This is a genomic window from Streptomyces sp. NPDC006476 (assembly GCF_040612015.1).
Lineage (GTDB): Bacteria > Actinomycetota > Actinomycetes > Streptomycetales > Streptomycetaceae > Streptomyces > Streptomyces griseorubiginosus_B.
Map to the genome: position 1 here is coordinate 48846 of NZ_JBEXPK010000017.1, position 23904 is coordinate 72749.

At 70.3% G+C, this 23904-nt stretch carries 22 protein-coding genes and 1 pseudogene; 12 read left to right on the forward strand and 11 right to left on the reverse strand.

Annotated elements, in window-relative coordinates; all coding sequences use genetic code 11:
• Positions 1–6: 6 nt before the first annotated feature.
• The 4 genes from iolD to iolC are packed head-to-tail and all read right to left on the reverse strand — an operon-like array spanning position 7 to position 4532.
• Positions 7–1884 carry a 3D-(3,5/4)-trihydroxycyclohexane-1,2-dione acylhydrolase (decyclizing) gene (gene iolD / locus ABZZ74_RS20510; RefSeq protein ID WP_356766829.1) on the reverse strand — a complete coding sequence of 626 codons (1878 nt, stop codon included), beginning with the start codon at positions 1882–1884 and terminating at the stop codon, positions 7–9.
• Positions 1881–2696 carry a 5-deoxy-glucuronate isomerase gene (gene iolB, locus ABZZ74_RS20515; RefSeq protein ID WP_356766831.1) on the reverse strand — a complete coding sequence of 272 codons (816 nt, stop codon included), beginning with the start codon at positions 2694–2696 and terminating at the stop codon, positions 1881–1883. The genes iolD and iolB overlap by 4 nt, the downstream gene beginning before the upstream one ends.
• Before the next feature lie 7 nt (positions 2697–2703).
• The gene (locus ABZZ74_RS20520) at positions 2704–3585 is read right to left on the reverse strand and encodes a deoxyribose-phosphate aldolase (protein WP_356766833.1); all 882 of its coding nucleotides are present in this window, start codon (positions 3583–3585) and stop codon (positions 2704–2706) included.
• Positions 3582–4532: a 5-dehydro-2-deoxygluconokinase gene (gene iolC, locus ABZZ74_RS20525; RefSeq protein WP_356766835.1), complete on the reverse strand. Its 951-nt coding sequence runs from the start codon at positions 4530–4532 to the stop codon at positions 3582–3584. Before iolC ends, ABZZ74_RS20520 begins: the two co-directional genes overlap by 4 nt.
• Before the next feature lie 124 nt (positions 4533–4656).
• On the opposite strand from iolC, the gene ABZZ74_RS20530 reads away from it, so the two are divergent.
• The 3 genes from ABZZ74_RS20530 (at position 4657) to ABZZ74_RS20540 (ending at position 7230) form a co-directional block, all read left to right on the forward strand.
• Complete coding sequence (locus ABZZ74_RS20530) at positions 4657–5574, forward strand: sugar phosphate isomerase/epimerase (protein WP_356766837.1); 918 nt, start codon at positions 4657–4659, stop codon at positions 5572–5574.
• Positions 5575–5679: 105 nt separating this feature from the next.
• Entirely contained in the window at positions 5680–6645 is a 966-nt protein-coding gene (locus tag ABZZ74_RS20535; RefSeq protein ID WP_356766839.1) for a helix-turn-helix domain-containing protein, read from the forward strand.
• 384 nt (positions 6646–7029) lie between these two features.
• Positions 7030–7230: a MerR family transcriptional regulator gene (locus tag ABZZ74_RS20540; protein ID WP_356766841.1), complete on the forward strand. Its 201-nt coding sequence runs from the start codon at positions 7030–7032 to the stop codon at positions 7228–7230.
• A gap of 9 nt (positions 7231–7239) precedes the next feature.
• Here ABZZ74_RS20540 and ABZZ74_RS20545 read toward each other — a convergent pair whose 3' ends face one another.
• The 3 genes from ABZZ74_RS20545 to ABZZ74_RS20555 are packed head-to-tail and all read right to left on the reverse strand — an operon-like array spanning position 7240 to position 10857.
• Positions 7240–7518 (reverse strand): hypothetical protein, encoded by a 279-nt coding sequence (locus ABZZ74_RS20545; protein ID WP_356766843.1) that lies wholly within the window; start codon positions 7516–7518, stop codon positions 7240–7242.
• 50 nt (positions 7519–7568) lie between these two features.
• Positions 7569–8612 (reverse strand): zinc-dependent alcohol dehydrogenase family protein, encoded by a 1044-nt coding sequence (locus tag ABZZ74_RS20550; protein ID WP_356766845.1) that lies wholly within the window; start codon positions 8610–8612, stop codon positions 7569–7571.
• A complete protein-coding gene (locus ABZZ74_RS20555) occupies positions 8581–10857 on the reverse strand; it encodes an MMPL family transporter (protein WP_356766847.1) in 2277 nt (758 codons plus the stop codon). The genes ABZZ74_RS20550 and ABZZ74_RS20555 overlap by 32 nt, the downstream gene beginning before the upstream one ends.
• A 131-nt stretch (positions 10858–10988) precedes the next feature.
• Here ABZZ74_RS20555 and ABZZ74_RS20560 point away from each other — a divergent pair, with 131 nt between their 5' ends.
• The 3 genes from ABZZ74_RS20560 (at position 10989) to ABZZ74_RS20570 (ending at position 14294) form a co-directional block, all read left to right on the forward strand.
• Positions 10989–11657 carry a TetR family transcriptional regulator gene (locus ABZZ74_RS20560; RefSeq protein ID WP_356766849.1) on the forward strand — a complete coding sequence of 223 codons (669 nt, stop codon included), beginning with the start codon at positions 10989–10991 and terminating at the stop codon, positions 11655–11657.
• Positions 11658–11730: 73 nt separating this feature from the next.
• Positions 11731–11970 carry a heavy-metal-associated domain-containing protein gene (locus ABZZ74_RS20565; protein WP_356766851.1) on the forward strand — a complete coding sequence of 80 codons (240 nt, stop codon included), beginning with the start codon at positions 11731–11733 and terminating at the stop codon, positions 11968–11970.
• Between the two features lie 92 nt (positions 11971–12062).
• Complete coding sequence (locus tag ABZZ74_RS20570) at positions 12063–14294, forward strand: heavy metal translocating P-type ATPase (RefSeq protein WP_356766853.1); 2232 nt, start codon at positions 12063–12065, stop codon at positions 14292–14294.
• A 698-nt stretch (positions 14295–14992) separates the two neighbouring features.
• Here ABZZ74_RS20570 and ABZZ74_RS20575 read toward each other — a convergent pair.
• The 4 genes from ABZZ74_RS20575 to ABZZ74_RS20590 form a co-directional block, all read right to left on the reverse strand.
• Positions 14993–16282, reverse strand: a complete 1290-nt coding sequence (locus tag ABZZ74_RS20575) for a citrate synthase (RefSeq protein ID WP_356766855.1) — start codon at positions 16280–16282, stop codon at positions 14993–14995.
• A gap of 179 nt (positions 16283–16461) precedes the next feature.
• On the reverse strand, positions 16462–18732 hold the full coding sequence (locus tag ABZZ74_RS20580; RefSeq protein WP_356766857.1) for an ATP-dependent RecD-like DNA helicase: 2271 nt from the start codon (positions 18730–18732) through the stop codon (positions 16462–16464).
• A gap of 29 nt (positions 18733–18761) precedes the next feature.
• Complete coding sequence (locus ABZZ74_RS20585) at positions 18762–18947, reverse strand: DUF397 domain-containing protein (RefSeq protein ID WP_356766859.1); 186 nt, start codon at positions 18945–18947, stop codon at positions 18762–18764.
• Positions 18948–18954: 7 nt separating this feature from the next.
• Entirely contained in the window at positions 18955–19791 is an 837-nt protein-coding gene (locus ABZZ74_RS20590; RefSeq protein WP_356766861.1) for a helix-turn-helix transcriptional regulator, read from the reverse strand.
• A 175-nt stretch (positions 19792–19966) separates the two neighbouring features.
• Between ABZZ74_RS20590 and ABZZ74_RS20595 the strand changes: the two genes are divergently transcribed.
• The 6 genes and pseudogenes from ABZZ74_RS20595 to ABZZ74_RS20620 all read left to right on the forward strand — a co-directional run bounded on the left by ABZZ74_RS20595 (position 19967) and on the right by ABZZ74_RS20620 (position 23842).
• A complete protein-coding gene (locus tag ABZZ74_RS20595) occupies positions 19967–20383 on the forward strand; it encodes an ATP-binding protein (protein ID WP_356766863.1) in 417 nt (138 codons plus the stop codon).
• Positions 20384–20503: 120 nt separating this feature from the next.
• Complete coding sequence (locus tag ABZZ74_RS20600; RefSeq protein WP_356766865.1) at positions 20504–21238, forward strand: hypothetical protein; 735 nt, start codon at positions 20504–20506, stop codon at positions 21236–21238.
• A gap of 60 nt (positions 21239–21298) precedes the next feature.
• A pseudogene (locus ABZZ74_RS20605) lies at positions 21299–21717 on the forward strand (substrate-binding domain-containing protein); the annotation flags it as partial.
• Between the two features lie 83 nt (positions 21718–21800).
• Positions 21801–22703 carry a ribokinase gene (locus ABZZ74_RS20610; RefSeq protein WP_356766867.1) on the forward strand — a complete coding sequence of 301 codons (903 nt, stop codon included), beginning with the start codon at positions 21801–21803 and terminating at the stop codon, positions 22701–22703.
• On the forward strand, positions 22700–23089 hold the full coding sequence (gene rbsD, locus ABZZ74_RS20615) for a D-ribose pyranase (protein WP_356766869.1): 390 nt from the start codon (positions 22700–22702) through the stop codon (positions 23087–23089). Before ABZZ74_RS20610 ends, rbsD begins: the two co-directional genes overlap by 4 nt.
• A gap of 243 nt (positions 23090–23332) precedes the next feature.
• Complete coding sequence (locus tag ABZZ74_RS20620; protein WP_356766871.1) at positions 23333–23842, forward strand: hypothetical protein; 510 nt, start codon at positions 23333–23335, stop codon at positions 23840–23842.
• The last annotated feature ends 62 nt before the right edge of the window (positions 23843–23904 follow it).

The window sequence follows — 23904 nt, forward strand, 5'->3', positions numbered from 1 at the left end:
TCTCCTTCACAGATGGCGGCGTCGGGTGGAGACGTGCCGTTCGTAGAGCTCTCGTGCCTTGACCGCCGACGGTCGGGTCGCGGTCTCGGCCACAGGTACATCCCACCAGGCCTGCGCGGGAGGCGCCCCCGACACTGTGTCTGCCGTTTCGGTCTCGACGTAGACACATGTGGGCGTGTCGGCGGCGCGGGCCTCGGCGAGCGCCTCGCGCACGTCCGAGACGGTCTTCGCGCGCAGGACGCGCATGCCCAGGCTGGCGGCGTTGGCGGCCAGGTCCACGGGCAGCGGCGCCCCCGTGTACGTGCCGTCGTCGGACGGGAAGCGGTAGGCGGTGCCGAACCGCTCGCCGCCGACCGACTCGGACAGACCGCCGATCGAGGCGTACCCGTGGTTCTGGATCAGCAGGATCTTGATCGCCACGCCCTCCTGCACGGCGGTCACGATCTCCGTCGGCATCATCAGATAGGTGCCGTCGCCGACGAGCGCCCACACGGGCCGGTCGGGCGCGGCCATCTTCACGCCGATCGCGGCCGGGATCTCGTAGCCCATGCAGGAGTATCCGTACTCCAGGTGGTACTGGTCCCGCGAGCGCGCCCGCCACAGCTTGTGCAGGTCGCCGGGGAGGGAGCCGGCCGCGTTGATGACGATGTCGCTCTCGTCGACGATCGCGTCCAGCGCACCCAGCACCTGCGGCTGCGTCGGCCGTACGTCCGGCTCGTCGGCCTCGTAGCAGGCGTCGACGCGCTGCTCCCAGCGCTCCTTGTCCTCGGTGTACTCGGCGACGTAGGAGGCGGCGACCCGGTGGTCGTGGATCTCCAGGGCCTGGGTCAGCTCCTCCAGGCCGCTGCGGGCGTCCGCGATCAGCGGCAGTCCGGCGAGCTTGTGGCCGTCGAAGGGCGCGATGTTGAGGTTGAGGAAGCGGACGCCCTCGCCGCCGAAGAGGGTGCCGGAGGCGGTGGTGAAGTCGGTGTAGCGGGTGCCGACGCCGATCACCAGGTCGGCCGTGCGGGCGAGTTCGTTGGCGGTGGCCGTGCCGGTGTGGCCGATCCCGCCCACGTCCTGGGGATGGTCGTACCGCAGGGAGCCCTTGCCGGCCTGGGTGGAGGCGACCGGTATGCCGGTGGTCTCGGCGAACTCCGCGAGGGCCTGCTCGGCCCGGCTGTGGTGGACACCGCCGCCGGCGACGACGAGGGGCCGGCGCGCCGACCTGATGGTCCGGACGGCTTCGGCGAGTTCGGTCGGATCGGCACCGGGACGTCGTACGGCCCAGGTCCGCTCGGCGAAGAACTCCTCGGGCCAGTCGTGGGCCTCGGCCTGGACGTCCTGCGGGAGGGCGAGGGTCACGGCGCCGGTCTCGACGGGGTCGCTGAGCACCCGCATGGCGTTGAGGGCCGACGGGATCAGGGCTTCCGGCCGGGTGATCCGGTCGAAGTACCGCGACACCGGGCGCAGGCTGTCGTTGACCGACACATCGCCCGCGTACGGCACTTCGAGCTGCTGGAGGACCGGGTCGGCGGGGCGGGTGGCGAAGACGTCACCCGGCAGCAGCAGGACCGGGAGGTGGTTGATCGTCGCGAGGGCGGCGCCGGTGACGAGGTTGGTGGCGCCGGGGCCGATGGACGTCGTCACCGCGTGGGTGGACAGCCGGCCCGATTGACGCGCGTAGCCGACGGCCGCGTGCACCATGGCCTGTTCGTTGCGGCCCTGGTGGTACGGCATCTCGTCGCGGTGTTCGAGGAGCGCCTGGCCGATGCCGGCCACGTTGCCGTGGCCGAAGATGCCCCAGGTGGCGCCGATCAACCGCCTCCGCTCGCCGTCGCGTTCGGTGTACTGGGCGGACAGGAAGCGGACCAGCGCCTGTGCCACGGTCAGCCGGATCGTCATCGGTACCCCTCCGTGTGGTCCGGGTGGAAGCAGATCCGCCACTCCCGTGTCTCACCCGGTCCCGCCATGACGTTGAGGTAGTACATGTCGTGGCCGGGCTGGGCGATGGACGGGCCGTGCCATCCGTCGGGGACGAGGACGGCGTCGCCGGAGCGGACCTCGGCGAGGACGTCGGATCCGCCCTCACGGGAGGGAGATACGCGCTGATAGCCGAAACCGTTCGGGCCGGCGATCTCGAAGTAGTAGATCTCCTCCAACTCCGCTTCCACGCCGGGCCGGTGCTCGTCGTGCTTGTGCGGTGGGTAGGACGACCAGTTGCCGCCGGGGGTGATCACCTCGACGGCGATGAGCTTGTCGCAGTCGAAGGCGTCGGCGGAGGCGAAGTTGCGGACGTGCCGCAGCTGCGTGCCGCTGCCGCGCTCTTCGACGGGGACCTCCGGCGCGGGGCCGTAGCGGGCGGGGAGTCGTCGCTCGCACTTCGCTCCTGCCAGGGCGAAGCGGCCTCCCGCGCCGGAGGCGATCTGGACCCGGGCGTCACGGGGAACGTAGGCGAAGTCGGTGGCCGACTCGAAAACGCTTGCCCTGCCCAGGAGTTGGAACTGTTCATCCGCCATTTGCACCGTACATCCGCCTTCCAGCGGAAGCACGATCCACTCGCTGTCACCGGTGGTGAACGTGTGTGTACCGCCCGGCGCCAGCTCCACGATGCGCAGGCTGCAGTAATCCCAGCCCGCGCGCTTGGGATCCACGTCGAACGCGTAGTTGGCGTCGGCGGTGGAGCCCCGCGGAATGTACAGCCCGTTGCTGCTCATGCGGCCCTCACAGCAGTCCTACGGCGGTGTCCACGGCGGCGGCCACATCGCCGTCCGCCGGGTACAGCAGCGAACGGCCGACCACCAGCCCCTGCACGGTGGGCAGTTGGAGGGCCCCGCGCCACTTCTCGTACGCCCCGTCCTGGTCGTCACCGACCTCGCCGCCCAGCAGCACGGCGGGCAGCGTGGAGGTCTGCATGACCTCGGCCATGTCGTCGGGGTTCTCGGTGACCGGGAGCTTCAGCCAGGTGTAGGCCGAGGTCCCGCCGAGGCCGGAGGCGATGGCGATGGACCTGGTGACGGCCTCGGCGGACAGGTCGTTCTTCAGCCGGCCCTCCTCGGTGCGGCGGCTGATGAACGGCTCGACGAAGACGGGGAGCCGGCGGGCCGCCATGGCGTCGATGGCGCGGGCGGTGGACTCCAGCGTGGTCAGGGAACCGGGGTCGTCGTAGTCGATGCGCAGCAGCAGCTTGCCCGCGTCGAAGTTCAGCCGCTCGATGTCCTCGGGGCGGTGGCCGGTGAAGCGGTCGTCGAGCTCGAAGCTGGCGCCCTGCAGGCCGCCGCGGTTCATCGAGCCCATGACGACCTTGCCCTCCAGCGCGCCGAGCAGCAGCAGGTCGTCCAGGATGTCGGCGGTCGCGAGGACTCCGTCCACGCCGGGCCGGGAGAGCGCCAGGCACAGTCGTTCGAGGAGGTCGGCGCGGTTGGCCATGGCGAACCTGCGGTCCCCCACCCCGAGCGCGCCGCGGGCCGGGTGGTCGGCGGCCACGATCATCAGGCGGCCGCTCGTGCCGACCAGCGCCCGCCGCGCACGGCGGGCGGCGGCCTCGGCGATCGCCTCGGGGCGTTGGGTGCGCAGACGGACCAGCTCCGTCACGTCGACGGTCACAGGACGGCTCCCGCGGTGAGCGCGGCCTCGATCTCGGCCGGGGTCGGCATGGCGGAGGAGCACTCCAGGCGGGAGGCGACGATGGCGCCGGCCGCGTTGGCGTGCCGCATGATCGTCTCCAGGTCCCAGCCCTCCAGGAGCCCGTGGCACAGGGAGCCGCCGAACGCGTCACCGGCGCCGAGGCCGTTGAGGACCTTGACCGGGAGAGGCGGGACCTCGGCGGACTCGCCCTTGCTGTTGACGGCGAGGACGCCCTTGGGGCCCTGCTTGACGACCGCCAGCTCCACACCGGCGTCCAGCAGCGCCTGCGCGGCGGCCCGCGGTTCGCGCACGCCGGTCGCGACCTCCACCTCGTCGAGGTTGCCGACGGCGACGGTCGTGTGGCGCAGGGCCTCCTGGTAGAAGGGGCGGGCGGAGTCGGGGTCCGTCCAGAACATGGGGCGCCAGTCGAGGTCGAAGACCGTCGTACCGGCCTTGGCGCGGTGCGCGAGGGCCGCGAGCGTCGCCGTACGGCTGGGCTCCTCGCTCAGGCCTGTGCCGGTCACCCAGAAGACGCGCGCCTCGTGGATGGCGTCGAGGTCCAGCTCATGGGCGTCGATCTCCAGGTCGGGCGCCTTGGGCTGCCGGTAGAAGTACAGCGGGAAGTCGTCCGGCGGGAAGATCTCGCAGAACGTGACCGGCGTGGGCAGGCCCGGGACCGGGGTGACCCAGCGGTCGTCGACGCCGAAGCCCTGAAGCGCCTCGTGCAGGTAGGTGCCGAACGGGTCGTCGCCGGTGCGGGTGATCACCGCGGTGTTCCGGCCGAGGCGGGCGGCGGCCACCGCGACGTTCGTCGCCGAGCCGCCGAGGAACTTGCCGAAGCTTGTCACCTGCGGCAGCGGTACGCCGGTCTGGAGCGGATACAGGTCCACACCGATCCGCCCCATGGTGATCAGGTCGTACGCCATCGGCTTCCCTTCGTTGCGGCTCTCCCCGCGTTTGTAGCCCCGCGCGAGGAGCCCTGTCAATGTTTTGTCCAGACATACGGACGAGACCTTGACAGCGCTTACCGGTCCCCGGAAGCTGACCGGCATGAGCTCCCTGTCACCCCAGTCCTCACTGTCCCGCATCCGGATCGGATCGGCGCCCGACTCCTGGGGCGTCTGGTTCCCGGACGACCCGAAGCAGGTTCCGTGGCAGCGGTTCCTCGACGAGGTGGCGGACTCCGGCTACGAGTGGATCGAGCTGGGCCCGTACGGTTACCTGCCGACCGACCCCGCGGTCCTCACCGAGGAGACCTCACGGCGTGGCCTGAAGGTCTCCGCCGGAACCGTGTTCACGGGCCTGCACCACGGCGAGTCGGTGTGGGAGAAGACCTGGGCGCACGTCGCGGACAACGCGGTGCTCGCGCAGGCCATGGGGGCGTCCCACCTGGTGGTCATCCCGTCCTTCTGGCGGGACGACAAGACCGGCGAGGTGCTGGAGTCCGACACGCTGACGGCCGAGCAGTGGCGCAATCTGACCACTCTGACCGAGCGGCTGGGCCGTGAGGTGCGGGAGCGGTACGGGCTGCAGATCGTGGTGCATCCGCATGCCGACACGCACATCGACAGCGAGGAGAACGTGGAGCGGTTCCTGGACGGGACCGACTCCTCGCTGGTCTCGCTGTGTCTGGACACGGGGCACTACGCGTACTGCGGCGGCGACAGCGTGAAGCTGATCGAGACGTACGGGGAGCGGATCGGGTACCTGCATCTGAAGCAGGTGGATCCGGAGATCCTGGCGGACGTACGGGCGAAGGGGACGCCGTTCGGACCGGCCGTGGCGCAGGGCGTCATGTGCGAACCGCCCGCCGGGGTACCGGCGTTGGGGCCGGTGCTGGAGGCTGCACAGAAGCTGGACGTGGAGCTGTTCGCGATCGTCGAGCAGGACATGTACCCGTGCGATCCGGACAAGCCGCTGCCGATCGCTCAGCGGACCAGGGCGTTTTTGAGGTCGTGCGGGGCGTAGGAGCGCCTAGTCGTCTGCCGGGCGGCTCTTTCGTCGGCGAGTGCGGCTATGTTGTGGCTTGTCGCGCAGTTCCCCGCGCCCCTGGCGGGGTTGCAGCATGGGGGGATGACAAGAGCCGTCCGATCGGGGCATGGGGCCTGGGGGTCTTGGGAGACCGTTCTCGCGCGGCCCGATCCTCGGTTGCGGCCCGGCATCATCAGTTATCGCGGGGTTCGGCTGGCGCTCGACCGGCCGCGGCGGCGGCTGGAGGTGCCGATCGGGGCGGCGACCCTGTTGCTCGGGTTCGAGCAGCCGGTGCGGATCACGCGGGCCGGGCGGCCGACGTCCACGCTCGTGTCGGTGTACTGCGGGCCCACGACCACGCCGGCCGTCGGGGAGCACGGTGGGCGGTTGTCGGGGATCGAGGTGCTGTTGACGCCCTGGGCGGCGTTCACGCTGTTCGGGACCCCGCAGTACGAGCTGACGGACCGCACCGTCGATCCCGACGAGCTGCCGCATGTGCTGGGCACGCGGGCGGTGGGCGGTCGGCGCAACACGATCGCTGAACTGGCCGCCGCACTGGCCTCGTTGCCGACCTGGGAGGCGCGGTTCGGGCTGCTGGACGACGTCTTCGTCCGCTGGTCGCAGGCGGGGACGCCGAGTTCGGCACGGGTGGTGCGGGCCTGGTCGGAGCTGGTGCGGACGGGCGGTGCGATGCCGGTACGGGACCTGGCCGACGACGTGGGCTGGAGCGTACGGCAGTTGGAGAACCGTTTCCGGGAGCAGATCGGGCTCGGGCCCAAGATGGCGGCGCGGGTTCTGCGCCTGCAGCGGGCGCGGCGGCTGCTGGCGCAGGGGCGCGGGCAGGCGGAGACGGCGGCGATCTGCGGGTTCTACGACCAGGCCCATCTCAGCGGTGAGTTCAGGGCCATGACCGGGTGCACGCCGCGTGAGTTCACGACGGCCCGGGGACTCCCGCCGGTGTCGCAGCCCGGGGTGCCGACGGCCGACCGGATGACCGGCGAGGCGACGAGTCTGTTGCTGACGTCGGCTCGCAGTTCGGTTTTTTCCAAGACCGGCAGGGTGCGCTGACTGCACGCTGATCGTCCGGCGGCCGGTCCTCGGGGGGAGATCACCGCCGACGGCACCCGCAGAGGGGGAAGCGGGGGAGCCGGTGGGCCGGGCCCGACGCAGCGGGTCCGGCCCACCTCGCGTGGGGCGGATAATTCCGGCGAAGTCAACGCGCCGCGCCCGTGAGCCCGCGTACGCCTTTGCGGCACTCGTGTCACAAACGCTCCCCTCGTGTCACACATGTCGCGTGTACGCGGGTCCCGCGTCACACCCCGCGCACAGGCCCTGACCCGTCCCGAGCCATGTCGTTCACGGGACACAGGCTTTGGATCGCCAGCGCAGCGCCCGGCTCCCCCGACGGCCGCCCCCGGCCGCCCCCGTGGTGCGCGCAGGGAGGTGCACCTCATGACCGACCGACGGCTCTGGTCGTACAAGGAGATCGCGGCGCACATCAAGGTGCAGCCGGACACCGTGCGTTCGTACCGCAAGCACGGGCTGCTGCCCCCGCCGGACCACGTCGAGGGCGGCAAGCCCTTCTGGTACGCCGACACGGTCCGCGCCTGGGTCGCCTCCCGCCCGGGCAACCGGGGCCGCCGAGACGACTGACCCCGTCCCTCAGAAAACCCACCTGTGCCCCACCCGTCTCGTGGGACACAGTCGCCCGATGAGCGACTTCTCCACGAAACCCGTCCTGGCCGGTGAGAAGGCCGGACCCTGAGCGGGCTGCGGTGCTGGTACGGCTCCCGGGCCACCGCCCCCGACCGCCTCGACCTCGCCGTCACCGACCCCGTCACCCACCCCGCCACCGACGAACTCCTCGGCGAGGTCGTCCTGTACGAGTGGGAGCAGGGGGGCCGCGTGGCGGGACGGGGTGTGGGTCGACGAGGTGGTCATGGGTCTCCTCGACCGTGAATGGGCCGCCCACCGCTGACGGCCCGGCGCCGTCAGCCCCACGGTTCGATGACCGTCACCCCCGCTCCCGGTGCCGTCCCCATCGCCGTCAGGGCGGCCGGGGTCGCGTCCAGGGCGATGGTGGAGGTGACCAGGAGGTCAGGACGCAGGACGCCCGCGCGGACCAGCTCCAGCATCGGCGGGTAGGTGTGCGCGGCCATGCCGTGGCTGCCGAGGAGTTCCAGTTCCAGGGCGATGGCACGGGCCATGGGGACCGGGGTCGTGCCGTCCGGGGAGGGCAGCAGGCCCACCTGGACGTGGCGGCCGCGGCGGCGCAGGCCGTTCACCGATGCGGCGCAGGTCACCGGCGAGCCGAGGGCGTCCAGGGACAGATGGGCGCCGCCGCCGGTCAGGTCGAGGATCGCCGCCGCCGTGTCCGGCACCCGCGTGGCGTCCACCACGTCCGTCGCCCCGAACTTCCGCGCCAGGTCCAGCGCCGCCGGTGACACGTCGACGGCGACCACCCGTGCCCCGGACGCCGCCGCGATCATCACCGCGGACAGTCCCACGCCACCGCAGCCGTGCACCGCGACCCACTCCCCCGCGGCGACCCGGCCCTGCTGCACCACCGCCCGGAACGCCGTCGCGAACCGGCAGCCGAGCGCCGCCGCCGTGGCGAACGACAGCTCCTGCGGCACGGCCACGAGGTTCACGTCCGCGTGGTCCAGCGCCACGTACTGGGCGAAGGAGCCCCAGTGCGTGAAGCCGGGCTGGGTCTGCCGCTCGCAGACCTGCTGGTCGCCCGCCGCGCAGGCGCCGCAGGTTCCGCAGGCGCACACGAAGGGGACGGTGACACGGTCGCCGGGGTGCCAGTTGCTCACGCGGGCGCCGACGGACTCGACGACACCGGCGAGTTCATGGCCGGGGACGTGAGGGAGGGTGATGTCCGGGTCGTGGCCCTGCCAGCCGTGCCAGTCGCTGCGGCAGAGGCCGGTGGCTTCCACGCGGACGGTCACTCCGTGGGGGGCTGGCAGGGGGTCGGGTACGTTGCGTACCTCGGGCGGTTCACCGTATTGCTCGAATACCACCGCTCTCATGTGCGCTCCCATCGCCGTCGCGGTCCGCGGGTACGTCTTGGCTGGTCGCGCCGTTCCCCGCGCCCCTGTCGGGGCGCTCATTCTCACCCTCGCTCAATCCGAACCGTGCGTGGACCTTGCGCAGCGGGGCCGGTGCCCACCATGTCGCCGCGCCCGTCAGTCTCATCACCGCCGGTACCAGCAGGCTGCGGACGATCATCGCGTCCATCAGGACCGCCAGTGCGATGCCCAGGCCGAGCATCTTGGTGTTGGTGACGCGGGAGGTGCCGATCGCCACCATCACCACCGCCAGGATCACCGCCGCCGCCGTGATCAGGCCGCCAGTGCGCTGCAGGCCGTGGCGGACCGCGGCGTTGTGGTCGCCCGTTCGGTCGTACTCCTCCTTGATGCGGGAGAGCAGGAAGACGCCGTAGTCCATGGAGAGGCCGAAGGCCACGCAGAACATCAGGACCGGGAGGGTCGTCTCGATGGAGCCGGGGCTGGTGAAGCCGAGCAGGCCCGAGAGGTGGCCGTCCTGGAAGACCCAGACCACCGCGCCGAACATCGCCGTCAGGCTGAGCGCGTTGAGCAGCACGGCCTGGACCGGTATCAGCACGCTGCCGGTCAGGAGGAAGACCAGGAGCAGGGTGACGACCGCGATGACGGCGGCCGCCCATGGCAGACGCTCGGCTATCGCGTGCTTGGAATCGACCAGTACGGCCGCCGTGCCGGTCACCTTGGTGGCGAACGGGGCGTCCGTGGCACGCACCTCACCCACCAGACGCTGGGCCGTGTCGTCCACGGCCTCACCCTTCGGCAGCACCGTGAAGTACGCGGAGTCGCCCCTCACCAGCGGGCCGTCCACCCGCAGCACACCGGGGAGGCCGGCGATCCGGTCCTTGTAGGCGGTGTACTGCGCCTTTGTCGCCCTGCCTTCCGCGAGCACTTCGAGGCCGCCTCCGGGGTTGCCGGGGAAGCCGTCGCGGATGTGCTGCTGGACGACGTGCGACTCGGCGGTCGAGGGGAGCTGGCGGTCGTCCGCGGTGCCGAACTTCACGCCCAGGAAGGGCAGTCCGAGCAGGACCAGCACGGCTGTCGTCGCCAGGGCGAAGAACGGGGCCCGGCGCATCACCAGGGCCGCCGTACGCGCCCAGGCGGTGCCGTCCTCGCCGGACGTCCTGGCCGGACGCCCGCGCCGGAACACCTTGCGCAGGTCGAGGGAGTTGACGCGGTGGCCGAGCAGGAGGAGGGCCGCCGGGAGCAGGATCAGGGCGGCCGCCGCGGCCAGCAGGACCACCGCCATTCCGGCATAGGCGAAGGACCGCAGGAAGTACTGCGGGAAGACCAGCATCGCGGCGAGGGAGACGGCGACCGTGAGGGCCGAGAAGAGGACCGTGCGGCCGGCGGTGCGCAGGGTGGTGGCGACGGCCGTGGGCGGCTCGGCCCCGGCGGACAGTTCCTCCCGGAAGCGGCGGACGATGAACAGGGCGTAGTCGATGGCGAGGCCCAGGCCGAGGGCCGTGGTGAGGTTCAGGGCGAAGACCGAGACGTCCGTGAACTCCGTCAGGCCGCGCAGCACCGCGTTCGTGCCGAGGATCGCGACGATGCCGATGCCCAGCGGCAGCAGGGCCGCGATCGCCGAGCCGAAGACCATCACCAGCAGCAGGAGCGTGACCGGCAGGGCGATCATCTCGGCGCGGGCGAGGTCCTCCTTGATGATCGTCTGCATCTCGCCGCGCACCGCGACCATGCCGCCGACCTTGACCTGAACCGGGCCGAGCGTGCCGCGGTAGTGGGGCGCTATGCGGTCCAGGGTGTCGCTCGCCGTCTTCTCGTCACCGCTGATGTGCGCGGCGATGAGCGCCTCGTGGCCGTCCTCGGCGCGCAGGGCGGGCGACTTGGTCTGCCAGTAGGAGCCGACGCCGATGACGCCCTTCTCGGCGGCGAGGCGGGTGGCGAGGCGCTGTGCCTCGGCGGCGACCGCGGGGGCGTCCACCGAGGCGCCGCCCGAGTCGACGAGGAGCAGGAGGTTGGGCTGGGAGTCCGGGAACTCGCGCTCCAGGGCCTTGGTCGCATAGGTCGACTGGGCGGCCGGGTCCTCCCAGCCGCCGCTGCCCAGCCGGTCGGCGACCCCGCTGCCGGCGAGCACGGCGAGGGCGGTGATCACCAGCGCGACCAGCAGCGACAGCCGTGGTCGGGCGGTCACGAACCGGGTCCATCCGCCGGGCCGGGGTGTGCTGCTGGGTGGGCTGTTGACTTCGGTCATGGTGCGGTGTCCCCTTCACCGTGGAAACCGTAAAATGACAAACACGAGAGACCGCTCGCATTTGAACCACCCCCAGAATGCGAGCGACCGCTCGTGTTTGTCAATCGCGTTCGGAGAGCTGGGGATAACGCGTGCCCGACAACCAGCAGCAGGAACAGCCGCGCCGTCGACAGGCCCGCGGGGAGCGCCGGGTCGCCCAGCTCCTCGAAGCGGCCGCGACCGTGTTCTGCACGACCGGCTACACGGCGGCCAGCACCAACGCCATCGCCCGCGAGGCCGGCGTCTCACCCGGCACGCTCTACCAGTTCTTCCCGAACAAGGAAGCGATCGCGATCGAGCTGGGCGACCGGCTGATGCACGAGATGCGGGAGACCTACGGCGAGGCGCTCGCCCCGATAGACCCCGCGACCCCCCTGGAGCAGGCGGTCGGCGCCGCCGTCGACCGGTTCATCGCGTTCAACTGCGACCACCCGGTCTTCTTCGCGCTGATGCACGGCCCGGACGTGCCCGGCCGGATCGCCGAGGAGCACGACGCGCTGCACGCGACCGTGCTCGGCCGGATCGAGGGGCTGCTCTCCAGCCTCCTGCCCGACGCCCCCGCCGCCGATCTCACCCGCACCGCGCAGGTCTGCCTCGGGATGTACAAGGGGGGGCTGGAGCTGGTCCTGGCCCATGAGGGCGCCGAGCGCGACGCGTACATCCGGGAGATCAAGAACGTACTGATCCGCTATCTCGAGCCGCTGGTGGGCGACCGGCTGGGCCGAACCGCGGGCGATCCCTCGTTGAGTCATACCCCCTAGGGGTATAGTGTGAGGTGGCAGGGGCCCCACCGTGGGTCCCGCAGGCCCCACACGCCTCCACGAGGAGAACGACATGACCGCCCAGTCCGACACCCAGGGTTCCGTCACCACTGTCTACAAGGTGAGCGGGATGAGCTGCGGACACTGCGAGGGCTCCGTCTCCGGCGAGATCTCGGAGCTTCCCGGTGTCACCTCGGTCAAGGCCGTCGCCTCGGCCGGCGAGGTCACCGTCGTCTCCGAGGCCCCGCTCGACGAGTTCGCGGTGCGCGCCGCGGTGGACGAGGCGGGCTTCGAGCTCGTCGGCCAGGCCTGAGCGGCCGCCCTTCCGTTCTGTTCTCCGACCGGGCCGCGCCGACCAGCTGATACTGGCTCCGCGTGGTCCGGTCCGATGTCTGGAGTCCGGACATGACGCCCACCGAGACACCACCGACCGACGCGGCAGAGGTCGAGCTGCTGATCGGCGGCATGACCTGCGCCTCCTGCGCGGCCCGCGTCGAGAAGAAGCTCAACCGCATGGACGGGGTCACCGCCACGGTGAACTTCGCGACGGAGAAGGCCAAGGTCAGCTATCCCGCCGGCATCCAGGTCGCCGACCTGATCGCCACCGTCGTCAAGACCGGCTACACCGCCGAGGAGCCCGCGCCGCCGCAGCCCGTCGAGGAGGAGCCGCAGGCCGCCGAGGACGATCCCGAACTCGCCTCCCTGCGTCTGCGCCTCACCGTCTCCGCCCTCCTCGCGGTCCCGGTCGTCGCGCTGTCGATGATTCCCGCCCTGCAGTTCGACAACTGGCAGTGGCTGGCGCTCACCCTCGCCGCCCCCGTCGTCGTCTGGGGCGGTCTGCCCTTCCACCGGGCCGCCTGGACGAACCTCCGACACGGCGCCGCGACCATGGACACGCTGGTCTCGGTCGGCACGCTGGCCGCGTTCGGCTGGTCCCTGTGGGCGCTGTTCTTCGGCGACGCGGGCATGACCGGCATGCACGACGAGTTCCGGTTCACCGTCTCGCGCACCGAGAGCACCTCCTCGATCTACCTCGAGGTGGCCGCCGGAGTGATCGCGCTCATCCTGCTGGGCCGCTATCTGGAGGCCCGCGCCAAGCGGCGCTCGGGGGCCGCGCTCAGGGCGCTGATGGAACTCGGCGCCAAGGACGTGTCCGTGCTGCGCGACGGGCGCGAGGTACGTGTCCCGGTGTCCCGGCTGGCCGTGGGGGATCGTTTCGTCGTACGGCCAGGGGAGAAGATCGCGACGGACGGCACCGTCGTCGAGGGCGCCTCCGCGGTGGACGCGTCCATGCTGACCGGCGAGTCGGTGCCGGTGGACGTCGGCGTCGGCGACACGGTCACCGGGGCCACGGTCAACGCCGGCGGACGGCTGGTCGTCGAGGCCACGCGCGTGGGCGCGGACACGCAGCTCGCGCGGATGGCGCGGCTGGTGGAGGACGCGCAGAACGGCAAGGCGCAGGTGCAGCGGCTCGCCGACCGGATCTCGGCGGTCTTCGTGCCGGCCGTCATCCTCGTCGCCCTCGCCACCTTCGGGACGTGGCTCGGTGTCACCGGTGACACCGCCGCCGCATTCACGGCGGCCGTCTCGGTCCTGATCATCGCCTGCCCGTGCGCGCTGGGCCTGGCCACGCCGACCGCGCTGATGGTCGGCACGGGGCGTGGCGCCCAGCTCGGCATCCTGATCAAGGGCCCCGAGGTGCTGGAGTCCACGCGCCGCGTCGACACGGTCGTCCTCGACAAGACCGGCACGGTCACCACGGGCCGCATGACCCTCCACGAGGTGTACGCAGCCGACGGCACCGACGAGAAGGAGGTGCTGCGACTCGCGGGCGCCGTCGAGCACGCCTCCGAGCACCCGGTCGCCCGGGCGGTCGCCATGGGCGCCGAGGAGCGGCTCGGACGGCTCCCCGAGGTCGAAGGCTTCGAGAACGTGCCGGGGCGGGGCGTCCGCGGCCGCGTGGACGGCCGTGACGTGGCCGTGGGGCGCCTCCACGACGTTCTGCCCAAGGAACTGGCCCGCGTCCGGGACGAGGCCGAGAGGGGCGGTCGTACGGCCGTCGTGGTCGGCTGGGACGGGGTGGCACGCGGTGTCGTCGCCGTCGCCGACGCGGTGAAGCCGACCAGCGCCGAGGCGGTGCGCGGGCTGCGCGCGTTGGGCCTGACGCCAGTGCTGCTGACCGGGGACAACCGGACGGTGGCCGAGGCGGTGGCCCGGGAGGTCGGGATCGAGCAGGTGATCGCGGAGGTCCTGCCCGAGGACAAGGTGGCCGCCGTACGACGGCTGCAGGAGGAGGGGCGGGTCGTCGCGATGGTCGGCGACGGGGTCAACGACGCGGCCGCGCTCGCCGCCGCCGATCTGGGGCTGGCGATGGGCACCGGGACGGACGCGGCGATCGAGGCGGGCGACCTGACGCTGGTGCGCGGGGATCTGCGGGTGGCCGCGGACGCGATCCGGCTGTCGCGCAGGACGCTGTCCACGATCAAGGGAAACCTCGTGTGGGCGTTCGGGTACAACGTCGCGGCGCTGCCGCTGGCCGCCGCGGGGCTGCTGAATCCGATGATCGCCGGGGCCGCGATGGCCTTCTCATCCGTCTTCGTGGTCACCAACAGTCTCAGATTGCGGACGTTTCACTGAACTCCGGCCAAGTTACTGCCGGTTACCGACAGCTGAAGTAAGAGCACCCCTAGAGTCCGACGCCCGGCTCACATAAGCTCTTCACAAGGCTCGCGCATCATCCTTACGCTGGGGTCCCGATCAACGCGTCGGAGCTCTTGCGTATCAAACGGACAAATGCAAGAGACGCAGATCACAGTGATGTGAACGTAACCATCGAAGGGGTTCGAAGGTCTAAGTTGGCGATGTCGGAGAGCGTCTTGGGGGGCGCGAACCGGCATCTGGGGAATGTCTTGGGGGACTTCTCCAGAGATGCGTTGCCGGGGCACGTACTTCGGGAAGCTTTGAGCGGCCCTCCCGAGCGTGCGCTGTCCCGGCAGACCGCACATCACCCATGAGTACGACGAGTTCTGCTCGTTCTGCTCAACCGCAGTACCAGCAGTACCGAAAGAACAGCGATTCAGGCGCTGGTCTCTCAGGCGCCCGGCCGGATCCCGTGGGGGGAATCCGCACCGGGACATGGGAAGGCGCCCTGGTCGTCGGCCCGTGGGGGGACCGGCGTCAGGGCGCCTTCCGCTTTTGGTTCACCTACTGAGGTTCGCCCAGCGCAACGCTCGCCAGGGGCGCGGGGAACTGCGCGACCAGCCACAGCCGGCCCGCAGTCGCCCACGCTCCTTCAGTAACGAAGTCCTAGGCGATCGGCTCTCCCGCCGGAGGCGTCAGCGCTCCTCGACCGGGACGAAGTCCCGCTCCACCACGCCCGTGTAGATCTGGCGCGGGCGGCCGATGCGCGAGCCCGGCTCCTTGATCATCTCGTGCCACTGGGCGATCCAGCCCGGCAGCCGGCCGAGGGCGAACAGGACCGTGAACATCTCGGTCGGGAAGCCCATCGCGCGGTAGATCAGACCGGTGTAGAAGTCCACGTTCGGGTAGAGGCTGCGCGAGACGAAGTAGTCGTCGGAGAGCGCGTGCTCCTCCAGCTTCAGCGCGATGTCCAGCAGCTCGTCGGACTTGCCGAGGGCCGAGAGGACGTCGTGCGCGGCGGCCTTGATGATCTTCGCGCGCGGGTCGAAGTTCTTGTAGACCCGGTGGCCGAAGCCCATGAGACGGACGCCGTCCTCCTTGTTCTTCACCTTGCGGATGAAGGAGTCGACATCGCCGCCGCCGGCCTGGATGCCCTCGAGCATCTCCAGCACCGACTGGTTCGCACCGCCGTGCAGCGGGCCCCACAGGGCGTTGATGCCGGCCGAGATGGAGGCGAACATGTTGGCCTGCGACGAACCCACCAGGCGCACCGTCGACGTCGAACAGTTCTGCTCGTGGTCCGCGTGCAGGATGAGGAGCTTGTCGAGGGCGGAGACGACGACCGGGTCGAGGTCGTACTCCTGCGCCGGCACCGAGAAGGTCATCCGCAGGAAGTTCTCGACGTAGCCGAGGTCGTTGCGCGGGTAGACGAACGGGTGACCGATCGACTTCTTGTACGCGTACGCGGCGATCGTCGGAAGCTTGGCGAGCAGGCGGATCGTCGAGAGGTTGCGCTGCTTCTCGTCGAAGGGGTTGTGGCTGTCCTGGTAGAACGTGGACAGCGCGGACACCACCGAGGACAGCATCGCCATCGGGTGGGCGTCGCGCGGGAAGCCCCGGTAGAAGTTCTTGACGTCCTCGTGCAGCAGCGTGTGCTGGGTGATGTCGTTCTTGAACGAGGTGAGCTCGTCGACGGTGGGCAGCTCGCCGTTGATCAGCAGGTAGGCGACCTCCAGGAAGGTGGAGCGCTCGGCCAGCTGCTCGATCGGGTAGCCGCGGTACCGCAGGATGCCCGCCTCGCCGTCGAGGTAGGTGATGGCGGATTTATAGGCGGCGGTGTTGCCGTAACCGCTGTCCAGGGTGACCAGCCCGGTCTGGGCGCGGAGCTTCCCGATGTCGAAGCCCTTGTCGCCGACGGTGCTGTCGATCACCGGGTAGGTGTACTCGCCGTCGCCGTACCGCAGTACTACAGAGTTGTCGCTCACGTCTTCCCTCACCGACGTAGTGCCTCATCTTCGAGGTTGCCCTGACTGTCTCTACCTTCCCCCAATTGGCTCAGGAGAGTGCACTCGGGGTCGACCATCGGGCCTATCGGCGGCACTGAGTGCCGCCAACTTGCCCATCCTGCCCCCTGTCTTCCCGATCCGGAAGTGCTCTGTGACCTTCACGACTCATTTGATCGATCATTTTTCGAGATGAGTCTGAAGTCCAGCGCCGTACAGCGCCTGCCCGCCGACACCGTGCGCACCGCCTGACCGATCGCCTTGCGCGAACCGACCAGCACCACCAGCTTCTTGGCCCGGGTGACCGCCGTGTAGAGCAAGTTCCGCTGGAGCATCATCCAGGCTCCGGTGGTGACCGGGATCACCACGGCGGGATATTCACTCCCCTGCGAGCGGTGAATGGTCACCGCGTACGCGTGGGCCAGCTCGTCCAGCTCGTCGAACTCGTACGGCACCTCCTCGTCCTCGTCCGTCAGCACCGTCAGGCGCTGGTCGACCGGGTCGAGCGAGGTGACCACGCCCACGGTGCCGTTGAAGACACCGTTCTCCCCCTTCTCGTAATTGTTGCGAATCTGGGTGACCTTGTCGCCGACCCGGAAGACCCGGCCGCCGAACCGCTTCTCCGCCAGGTCCGGGCGGCCCGGGGTGATGGCCTGCTGGAGCAGTCCGTTGAGGGTGCCGGCGCCGGCCGGCCCGCGGTGCATCGGCGCGAGGACCTGCACGTCCCGGCGCGGGTCCAGCCCGAACTTGGCCGGAAGCCGACGAGCGGCCACATCCACGGTCAGCCGTCCGGCCTCCTCCGTGTCGTCCTCGACGAAGAGGAAGAAGTCCTTCATGCCGTCGGTGACCGGATGCTGCCCGGAGTTGATCCGGTGCGCGTTGGTCACCACGCCGGACTGCTGGGCCTGCCGGAACACACGCGTGAGGCGCACCGCGGGGATCGGGCTGTCCTCGGCCAGCAGGTCCCGCAGCACCTCGCCGGCACCGACGCTGGGCAGCTGGTCGACATCCCCGACGAAGAGCAGATGGGCGCCGGGCGGTACGGCCTTCACCAGCTTGTTGGCGAGCAGCAGGTCCAGCATCGACGCCTCGTCGACCACCACCAGGTCGGCCTCCAGCGGCCGGTCCTTGTCGTAGGCCGCGTCACCGCCGGGCTTGAGCTCCAGCAGGCGGTGGACGGTGGAGGCCTCGGCGCCGGTCAGCTCGGCCAGCCGCTTGGCGGCGCGTCCGGTGGGGGCGGCGAGGACGACGCGGGCCTTCTTCGCCCGCGCCAGCTCGACGATCGACCGGACGGTGAAGGACTTGCCGCAGCCGGGACCACCGGTCAGGACAGCCACCTTCTCGGTCAGCGCCAGCTTGACCGCCGCCTCCTGCTCGGGCGCGAGGTCGGCGCCCGTACGGCCCTTCAGCCAGGCCAGCGCCTTGTCCCAGGCCACGTCCCGGAAGCCGGGCATCCGGTCCTCGCCGGTGCGCAGGAGTCTGAGCAGCTGGGCGGAGAGGGAGAGCTCGGCGCGGTGGAAGGGGACGAGGTAGATCGCGGTCACCTGCTCGCCGTGCTCCCCGGGCACCTTCTCCCGTACGACACCGGGGTCCTCGCCGTCCTCGGGCACCTCCGCCAGTTCCGCCAGGCACTCGATGACCAACCCGGTGTCGACCTGCAGCAGCTTCACCGCGTCCGCGATCAGCCGCTCCTCCGGGAGATAGCAGTTGCCCTGGTCGGTGGCCTGCGACAGCGCGTACTGCAGGCCGGCCTTGACCCGCTCCGGGCTGTCGTGCGGTATGCCGACGGACTGGGCGATCTTGTCGGCGGTCAGGAAGCCGATGCCCCAGACGTCGGCCGCCAGGCGGTAGGGCTGGTTCTTGACGACCGAGATGGACGCGTCCCCGTACTTCTTGTAGATGCGCACGGCGATCGACGTGGACACCTCCACGGTCTGGAGGAAGAGCATGACCTCCTTGATCGCCTTCTGCTCCTCCCAGGCGTCGGCGATCTTCTTCGTGCGCTTGGGGCCCAGGCCCGGGACCTCGATGAGCCGCTTGGGCTCCTCCTCGATGATCTTCAGGGTGTCCAGGCCGAAGTGCTGGGTGATGCGGTCGGCGAAGACCGGCCCGATGCCCTTGACCAGACCGGAGCCGAGATAGCGTCGGATGCCCTGGACGGTGGCCGGCAGCAGGGTCGTGTAGTTCTCCACGGTGAACTGCTTGCCGTACTGGGGGTGTGACCCCCAGCGGCCCTCCATCCGCAGGGACTCCCCCACCTGCGCACCGAGCAGCGCGCCGACGACCGTGAGGAGGTCGCCGGCGCCTCTGCCGGTGTCGACGCGGGCGACCGTGTAGCCGTTGTCCTCGTTGGCGTACGTGATGCGCTCCAGCACGCCTTCGAGCACGGCGAGCCGCCGTTCACCCGTCGCGTTCCCCGCCTGTTGAGCCATGATCCGACGGTACTGGTGGGGACTGACAGTCAGCGAGGGGATGTGGATTTCAGGGCTTCGAGGAACGTGGTGAAGGTGGAGACGGGGAAGGTGAGGATGGCTCGGGTGGGGGCCTTTGAGTCACGGAGGGCTATGTGGGTCGGGGTGGAGGCTAGCTCCACGCACTCGTTGCCGTCGCCCGGGCCCGAATAGGACGACTTCCGCCAGTTGTCCATGGGTACCTCACAGCTCTTTCGCCAGCCTGTGGATGAACTCGCGCGACGCCACAGGGTCGAGCGACGCGCGCTCCACTTTACGAAAGCTCGTTCGGTAGGTGGTGAGCTGAGCTTCGGAATCAATGAAGGCCGAACCGTGCAACGCATCGCGGACCACCGTGTCCAGCCTGGGCACGGCTCCGCCCACGTACGTCATCGTGCCGGCGGCACCGGCAAAGCCGTCCAGATCGAAGGGGATAACGCGCACGTTGATGTGATCCGCTTCGGACAGCTCGACGAGCCGGTGCAGCTGAGCTCTTGAGACGGCACGGTCACTGACCCTGATCCGGAGCGCCGCCTCGTGGATCACCGCCTCGTACGGGATGGTGAACCGCTGGCGCGCCTTGCGATGCTGGATGCGCAACTCGATCTCTTCGCCGGTAAGTTCAGGCAGCCTGGCTGAGAAGACGGCCCGGGAGTAGTCCTCGGTCTGCAAAAGGCCCGGCACGTACAGGATCGCCACGTGGCGTTGGAACCGGGCGTGATGCTCCAGCTCGGACAGATCCAGAAACGGCGTGGGCAGCAGACCCCGGTACTCCTCCCACCAACCTCGAGTGCGGTCGGTGGCCATCACCACCAGGGCGGCGATGAACTCCTCATCCGTACAGGCGTAGTGGGACGCCATGCGCCGCACGCGCTGCTCGCTCACGCCCACGAGCCCGGACTCGATCTGGCTGATTTGGACCCGATTCACGCCGAGCAGTGTCGACGCTTCGAGAGGGGTGAGTCCGGCCGCCTCGCGCAGTCGGCGCAATTCGATCGCCAGGCGCAGCTGACGTGCGGTGGGGTCGCGCCTCTGAACCATCAACTGCTCCTCATTCGGGGGTGGATTACGCGATCGACTTGCCCGGGGTTAAAGATTACCCCTACCGTCAGTGACGCAACGCACACTCTGCGGAAGCGCACCGCCCCGTCCTGCCCACCCAGACGGCCGCGGCGAAGCCACCGCCAACCCCCCACCACCTCATCGGAGTTGCCCCATGCCCGAAAACACCCCCGAACCCTGGGAGTACTGCCTCTCCATCCCCAACGACCCCCGCGCCGTCACCATCAGTCGCCGCACCCTCCGGCTGATCCTCACCGCGCACGGACTGATCGGCCTCGTCGACGTCGCCGAACTGCTCGCCACCGAGCTGATCACCAACGCCGTACGGCACACGAAGGGGCCCGCCGCCCTGCGCGTCCGCTGGGCGCCGCCCGGCACGCTGCGGATCGGGGCGTGGGACGCCGACCCCGAACCGCCCGAGTCACCGGTGCCGTTGGCGCGGCTCGGCGAGACGGAGGAGGGGCGGGGACTGGTGCTGGTGCGGGCCTGCTCGGAGGTCTGGGGCTGGCACCCCCTGTCCCGGCACGGCAACCGGGGCAAGTACGTGTGGTGCGAACTCGCGGCGGCGTAGTAGCCCTGCTCCACCCTGCCCCGACGTATGGATCGTTCAACGATCCTTCAATAGGATGGTTGAACATCCAGCCGTCGCTTCGCGGACGCGGAACGGTAACCAACCGGAGGGCTGCAGGAAGTGAGCCGGTATCAGTTCGAAGACGTCGACGACCTCGGGGAGATCCTGTTCAGCAACGACCCCGCGCTGCGGCTCCAGTGCGTGCTGATGGGTCTGCAGACCACGGACGGCACGGTCATGCTCGATCCCGCGCAGACCCGTCACATGCCCACCGCCCTCTTCGAGTTCAGGCAGGCAGTGGGCGTGGGCGACTTCGGGTACGTCGTGCCGGAGAGAGCCTCGACCGAGGGCATACCCGAGGAACCGCAGATCGAAGGCGCCATCCTGTTCGGCATGAGGCGCCTACCGCCCGACTTCGCCGACCTGCGCCTGCCCTACCGCCCAGAGCCCGACGACGACGGGGTCTGCCTCGACGAGATCTGCTTCTGCATGAGACGCAGGCTGGCCGGCCACGCCGACCTGGTCTCGATCCCTGGATGGGAGCTGCACGAGATACCGGATGACCAGCCAAAACTGGCGGAGCGCTACGGGTACACCTACTCCCGGCTGGAACTGCGGACGCCCCTCGGTGAGATCTACTCCCGGACCTGGGTCGCGCACGACCCCGAGTGGGCGGCCGCCGCCCTGCGTTACGGCTACGTCGTGTGCCTGTGCGGCGTGACACTGGGGATCCGCGCCCCGTACGGGATGAGCGACGCACAGCACACCCCGCCCATGCGCCGCGAAGCCCTCCGCCTCGGATGCACGGTGGGCCTGACCATCGGCGGACTCGTCGCCTACGTCGACCACCGCTGATTCTCCTCGATCACCACGCGCTGCGCACCGACCAGACCCACACCCTCGGCCTGGTCATCAGCGAGGATCCCGGTCATCGCGGTCGACCGAGGGGTCGACAAGGCGGACGTGGACGCCCTCGTGGCCTCCGACAACCTCAAGGGCGGCGAGCCGGCCGCGCGGACCATCGCCGAGAAGCTCCCCCCGACGTGCAGGGCGTCATCGCCGCCAACGACGAGATGACCCTCGGCGCGATCAAGGCGCTGGGCTCCAAGGCCGGAAAGCCGGTCCAGGTGGTCGGGTTCGACGGCACCCCGGACGACCTGAAGGCGGCTGAGGGGGGCACGCTGTACGCGTCCGTGGCACAGCAGCCCTCACAACTTGGCAGGATCGCCGTGGACAACGCGCTGAAGGCGCTGCAGGGCAAGAAGGTCGAGGAGACGGTGAAGGTACCGGTGAAGGTGGTCACCCAGCAGAACGTGGCCGGCTTCAGCGGCTGACGGTCGTCAGCGGCCGGCACAGGGGAACGGGCGGGCGGTCAGGGGGCGCCCGCCCCGGGGCACTCATCTGGGGAGTCTTATTCATGTACGACTACGACCTGCTGGTCGTGGGTTCGGCCAACGCCGACCTCGTGATCGGCGTCGAACGGCGGCCGGGGGCGGGCGAGACGGTGCTCGGCTCCGACCTGGCCGTCCATCCGGGGGGCAAGGGCGCCAACCAGGCCGTCGCGGCGGCCCGGCTCGGCGCCCGTACGGCGCTGCTGGCCCGCGTCGGGGACGACGCGTACGGCAGGCTGCTGCTGGACTCCCAGCGGGCGGCCGGCGTGGACACGGTGGGGGTGCTGGTGGGCGGGGCGCCGACGGGGGTCGCGCTGATCACCGTCGACCCGTCCGGGGACAACAGCATCGTGGTGTCGCCGGGGGCGAACGGGAAGCTCGCACCGGGGGACGTCAAGGCCGCCGCATGTCTCTTCCCTGCCTCGCGGGTGGTCTCGACGCAGCTGGAGATCCCGCTGGAGACGGTCGTGGAGGTCGTGCGCGGGCTGACGCCCGACAACCGTTTCGTGCTGAACCCGTCGCCGCCGCGGCCGCTGCCGGGCGAGGTGATGGCGGCCTGTGATCCGCTGATCGTCAACGAGCACGAGGCGCGGGTGATCCTCGGCGAGGCGTGTGTGTCGGACCGGCCGGAGGACTGGGCGCGGCTGCTGCTCGCCAAGGGGCCCCGGTCGGTGGTGGTCACCCTGGGCGCCGAGGGCGCGCTGGTCGCCTCCTCGGCCGGGGTCACCCGGGTGCCGTCCGTGAAGGTCGACGCGGTGGACTCGACGGGTGCGGGGGACGCGTTCACGGCGGCGCTGGCGTTCCGGCTGGGGTCGGGCGCATCGCTCGCGGAGGCGGCAGGGTACGCGGCTCGGGTGGGCGCGGCCGCGGTCACCAAGGAGGGCGCGCAGGTGTCCTTCCCCACCGCCGAGGAGGTCGAGGCGCTGTGAAGAAGGCAGGGATCCTGAACCGGCATCTCTCCGGTGCGCTCGCCGAGCTGGGGCACGGTGACGGCGTGCTGGTGTGCGACGCGGGCATGCCGATACCGAAGGGGCCGCAGGTCGTCGACCTGGCCTTCCGTGCCGGGGTGCCGTCCTTCGCGGTGGTGCTGGACGGGCTGCTGGCCGAGCTGGTGGTGGAGGGCGCCACCGCGGCGAAGGAGGTCCAGGGCGCCAATCCGGCGGTGTCGGCGCTGCTGGAGGGGGAGTTCCCGGAGCTGGAACTGGTCCCGCACGAGCGGCTGAAGGAACTGTCGGCACAGGCCCGCCTGGTGGTCCGCACGGGCGAGGCCCGGCCGTACGCGAACGTGCTGCTGAGGTGCGGGGTGTTCTTCTAGCGGTTGCTGTGGCGGCCCGAGCGCCGCGGCGGACAAATTCGAGGGGGCCCGATCCGTCGACCGGGCCCCCTCGGCTTTTCCCCTCCAACATCAGAACCCCCGCGATCCCCCCGGATCCCCCTCCAGCGGTCCTGACACCAAGTACGACCCGCGAGGTCAGGGAAGGGTTGTACGGTCCGCGAGAATTTTTTTTCCGGGCTCGGCCACTGCCCTCCGCCGCGGATGCCTGCCAGACTCGCGGTCATGCATCGCGTCGAACCCGATGATCGCGCGCAGGACCTCCAGGAGCGCCTGTACCACAGAATGACCGAGGCGTTCGGAGAAGGCCGGCTGGTGCTCCACCGCCTGCGCTCCCCGTGGCACACGCCCAGCGCCCTGGCCGAGAGCCACCAGGTGAACGGTGTCTGGCAGTCCGCGACGATCGTCCATGGCTCGTGGAAGACCGGCGAGGACCACATCCGCGTCACCACCTGGCGCGAGCTGCCCGGCCAGGACTTCGAGCCGGACGTCCTGCCGGGCCTCGCCGCCGCCCCGGAGGAGGAGCTGCGGGTCGGCGTCGACGAGCGGACGGTCCCCGCCCTGCTGCGCCGCGGCTCCGGGGTGTGGCAGCTGCGGACGGCCGTCGGCGAGCACCAGATCCTGGTCAGCGGCCGGGGTACGCCGGGGGACCTGACCCTGGAGACGGTCGACGACATCGTCCCGCTCATCGAGGAACGGCGAGCGCGGCTCGCCAGGATCCGGGGCACCGCCTGATTCCCACGGCTCCGCCCCGCACCGTTCGCCGCTCGGTGCGGGGCGGAGCTGTGCGCCGGGGG

Coding starts and splice junctions, on each gene's coding strand:
- ABZZ74_RS20585 (WP_356766859.1), bottom strand. CDS start 18,947: ATGGACAACTGGCGGAAGTCGTCCTATTCGGGCCCGGGCGACGGCAAC.
- ABZZ74_RS20555 (WP_356766847.1), bottom strand. CDS start 10,857: ATGACCGAAGTCAACAGCCCACCCAGCAGCACACCCCGGCCCGGCGGA.
- ABZZ74_RS20565 (WP_356766851.1), top strand. CDS start 11,731: ATGACCGCCCAGTCCGACACCCAGGGTTCCGTCACCACTGTCTACAAG.
- ABZZ74_RS20535 (WP_356766839.1), top strand. CDS start 5,680: ATGACAAGAGCCGTCCGATCGGGGCATGGGGCCTGGGGGTCTTGGGAG.
- iolD (WP_356766829.1), bottom strand. CDS start 1,884: ATGACGATCCGGCTGACCGTGGCACAGGCGCTGGTCCGCTTCCTGTCC.
- ABZZ74_RS20620 (WP_356766871.1), top strand. CDS start 23,333: ATGCATCGCGTCGAACCCGATGATCGCGCGCAGGACCTCCAGGAGCGC.
- ABZZ74_RS20580 (WP_356766857.1), bottom strand. CDS start 18,732: ATGGCTCAACAGGCGGGGAACGCGACGGGTGAACGGCGGCTCGCCGTG.
- iolC (WP_356766835.1), bottom strand. CDS start 4,532: ATGGCGTACGACCTGATCACCATGGGGCGGATCGGTGTGGACCTGTAT.
- ABZZ74_RS20595 (WP_356766863.1), top strand. CDS start 19,967: ATGCCCGAAAACACCCCCGAACCCTGGGAGTACTGCCTCTCCATCCCC.
- iolB (WP_356766831.1), bottom strand. CDS start 2,696: ATGAGCAGCAACGGGCTGTACATTCCGCGGGGCTCCACCGCCGACGCC.
- ABZZ74_RS20590 (WP_356766861.1), bottom strand. CDS start 19,791: ATGGTTCAGAGGCGCGACCCCACCGCACGTCAGCTGCGCCTGGCGATC.
- ABZZ74_RS20610 (WP_356766867.1), top strand. CDS start 21,801: ATGTACGACTACGACCTGCTGGTCGTGGGTTCGGCCAACGCCGACCTC.
- ABZZ74_RS20570 (WP_356766853.1), top strand. CDS start 12,063: ATGACGCCCACCGAGACACCACCGACCGACGCGGCAGAGGTCGAGCTG.
- ABZZ74_RS20540 (WP_356766841.1), top strand. CDS start 7,030: ATGACCGACCGACGGCTCTGGTCGTACAAGGAGATCGCGGCGCACATC.
- ABZZ74_RS20530 (WP_356766837.1), top strand. CDS start 4,657: ATGAGCTCCCTGTCACCCCAGTCCTCACTGTCCCGCATCCGGATCGGA.
- ABZZ74_RS20550 (WP_356766845.1), bottom strand. CDS start 8,612: ATGAGAGCGGTGGTATTCGAGCAATACGGTGAACCGCCCGAGGTACGC.
- ABZZ74_RS20545 (WP_356766843.1), bottom strand. CDS start 7,518: ATGACCACCTCGTCGACCCACACCCCGTCCCGCCACGCGGCCCCCCTG.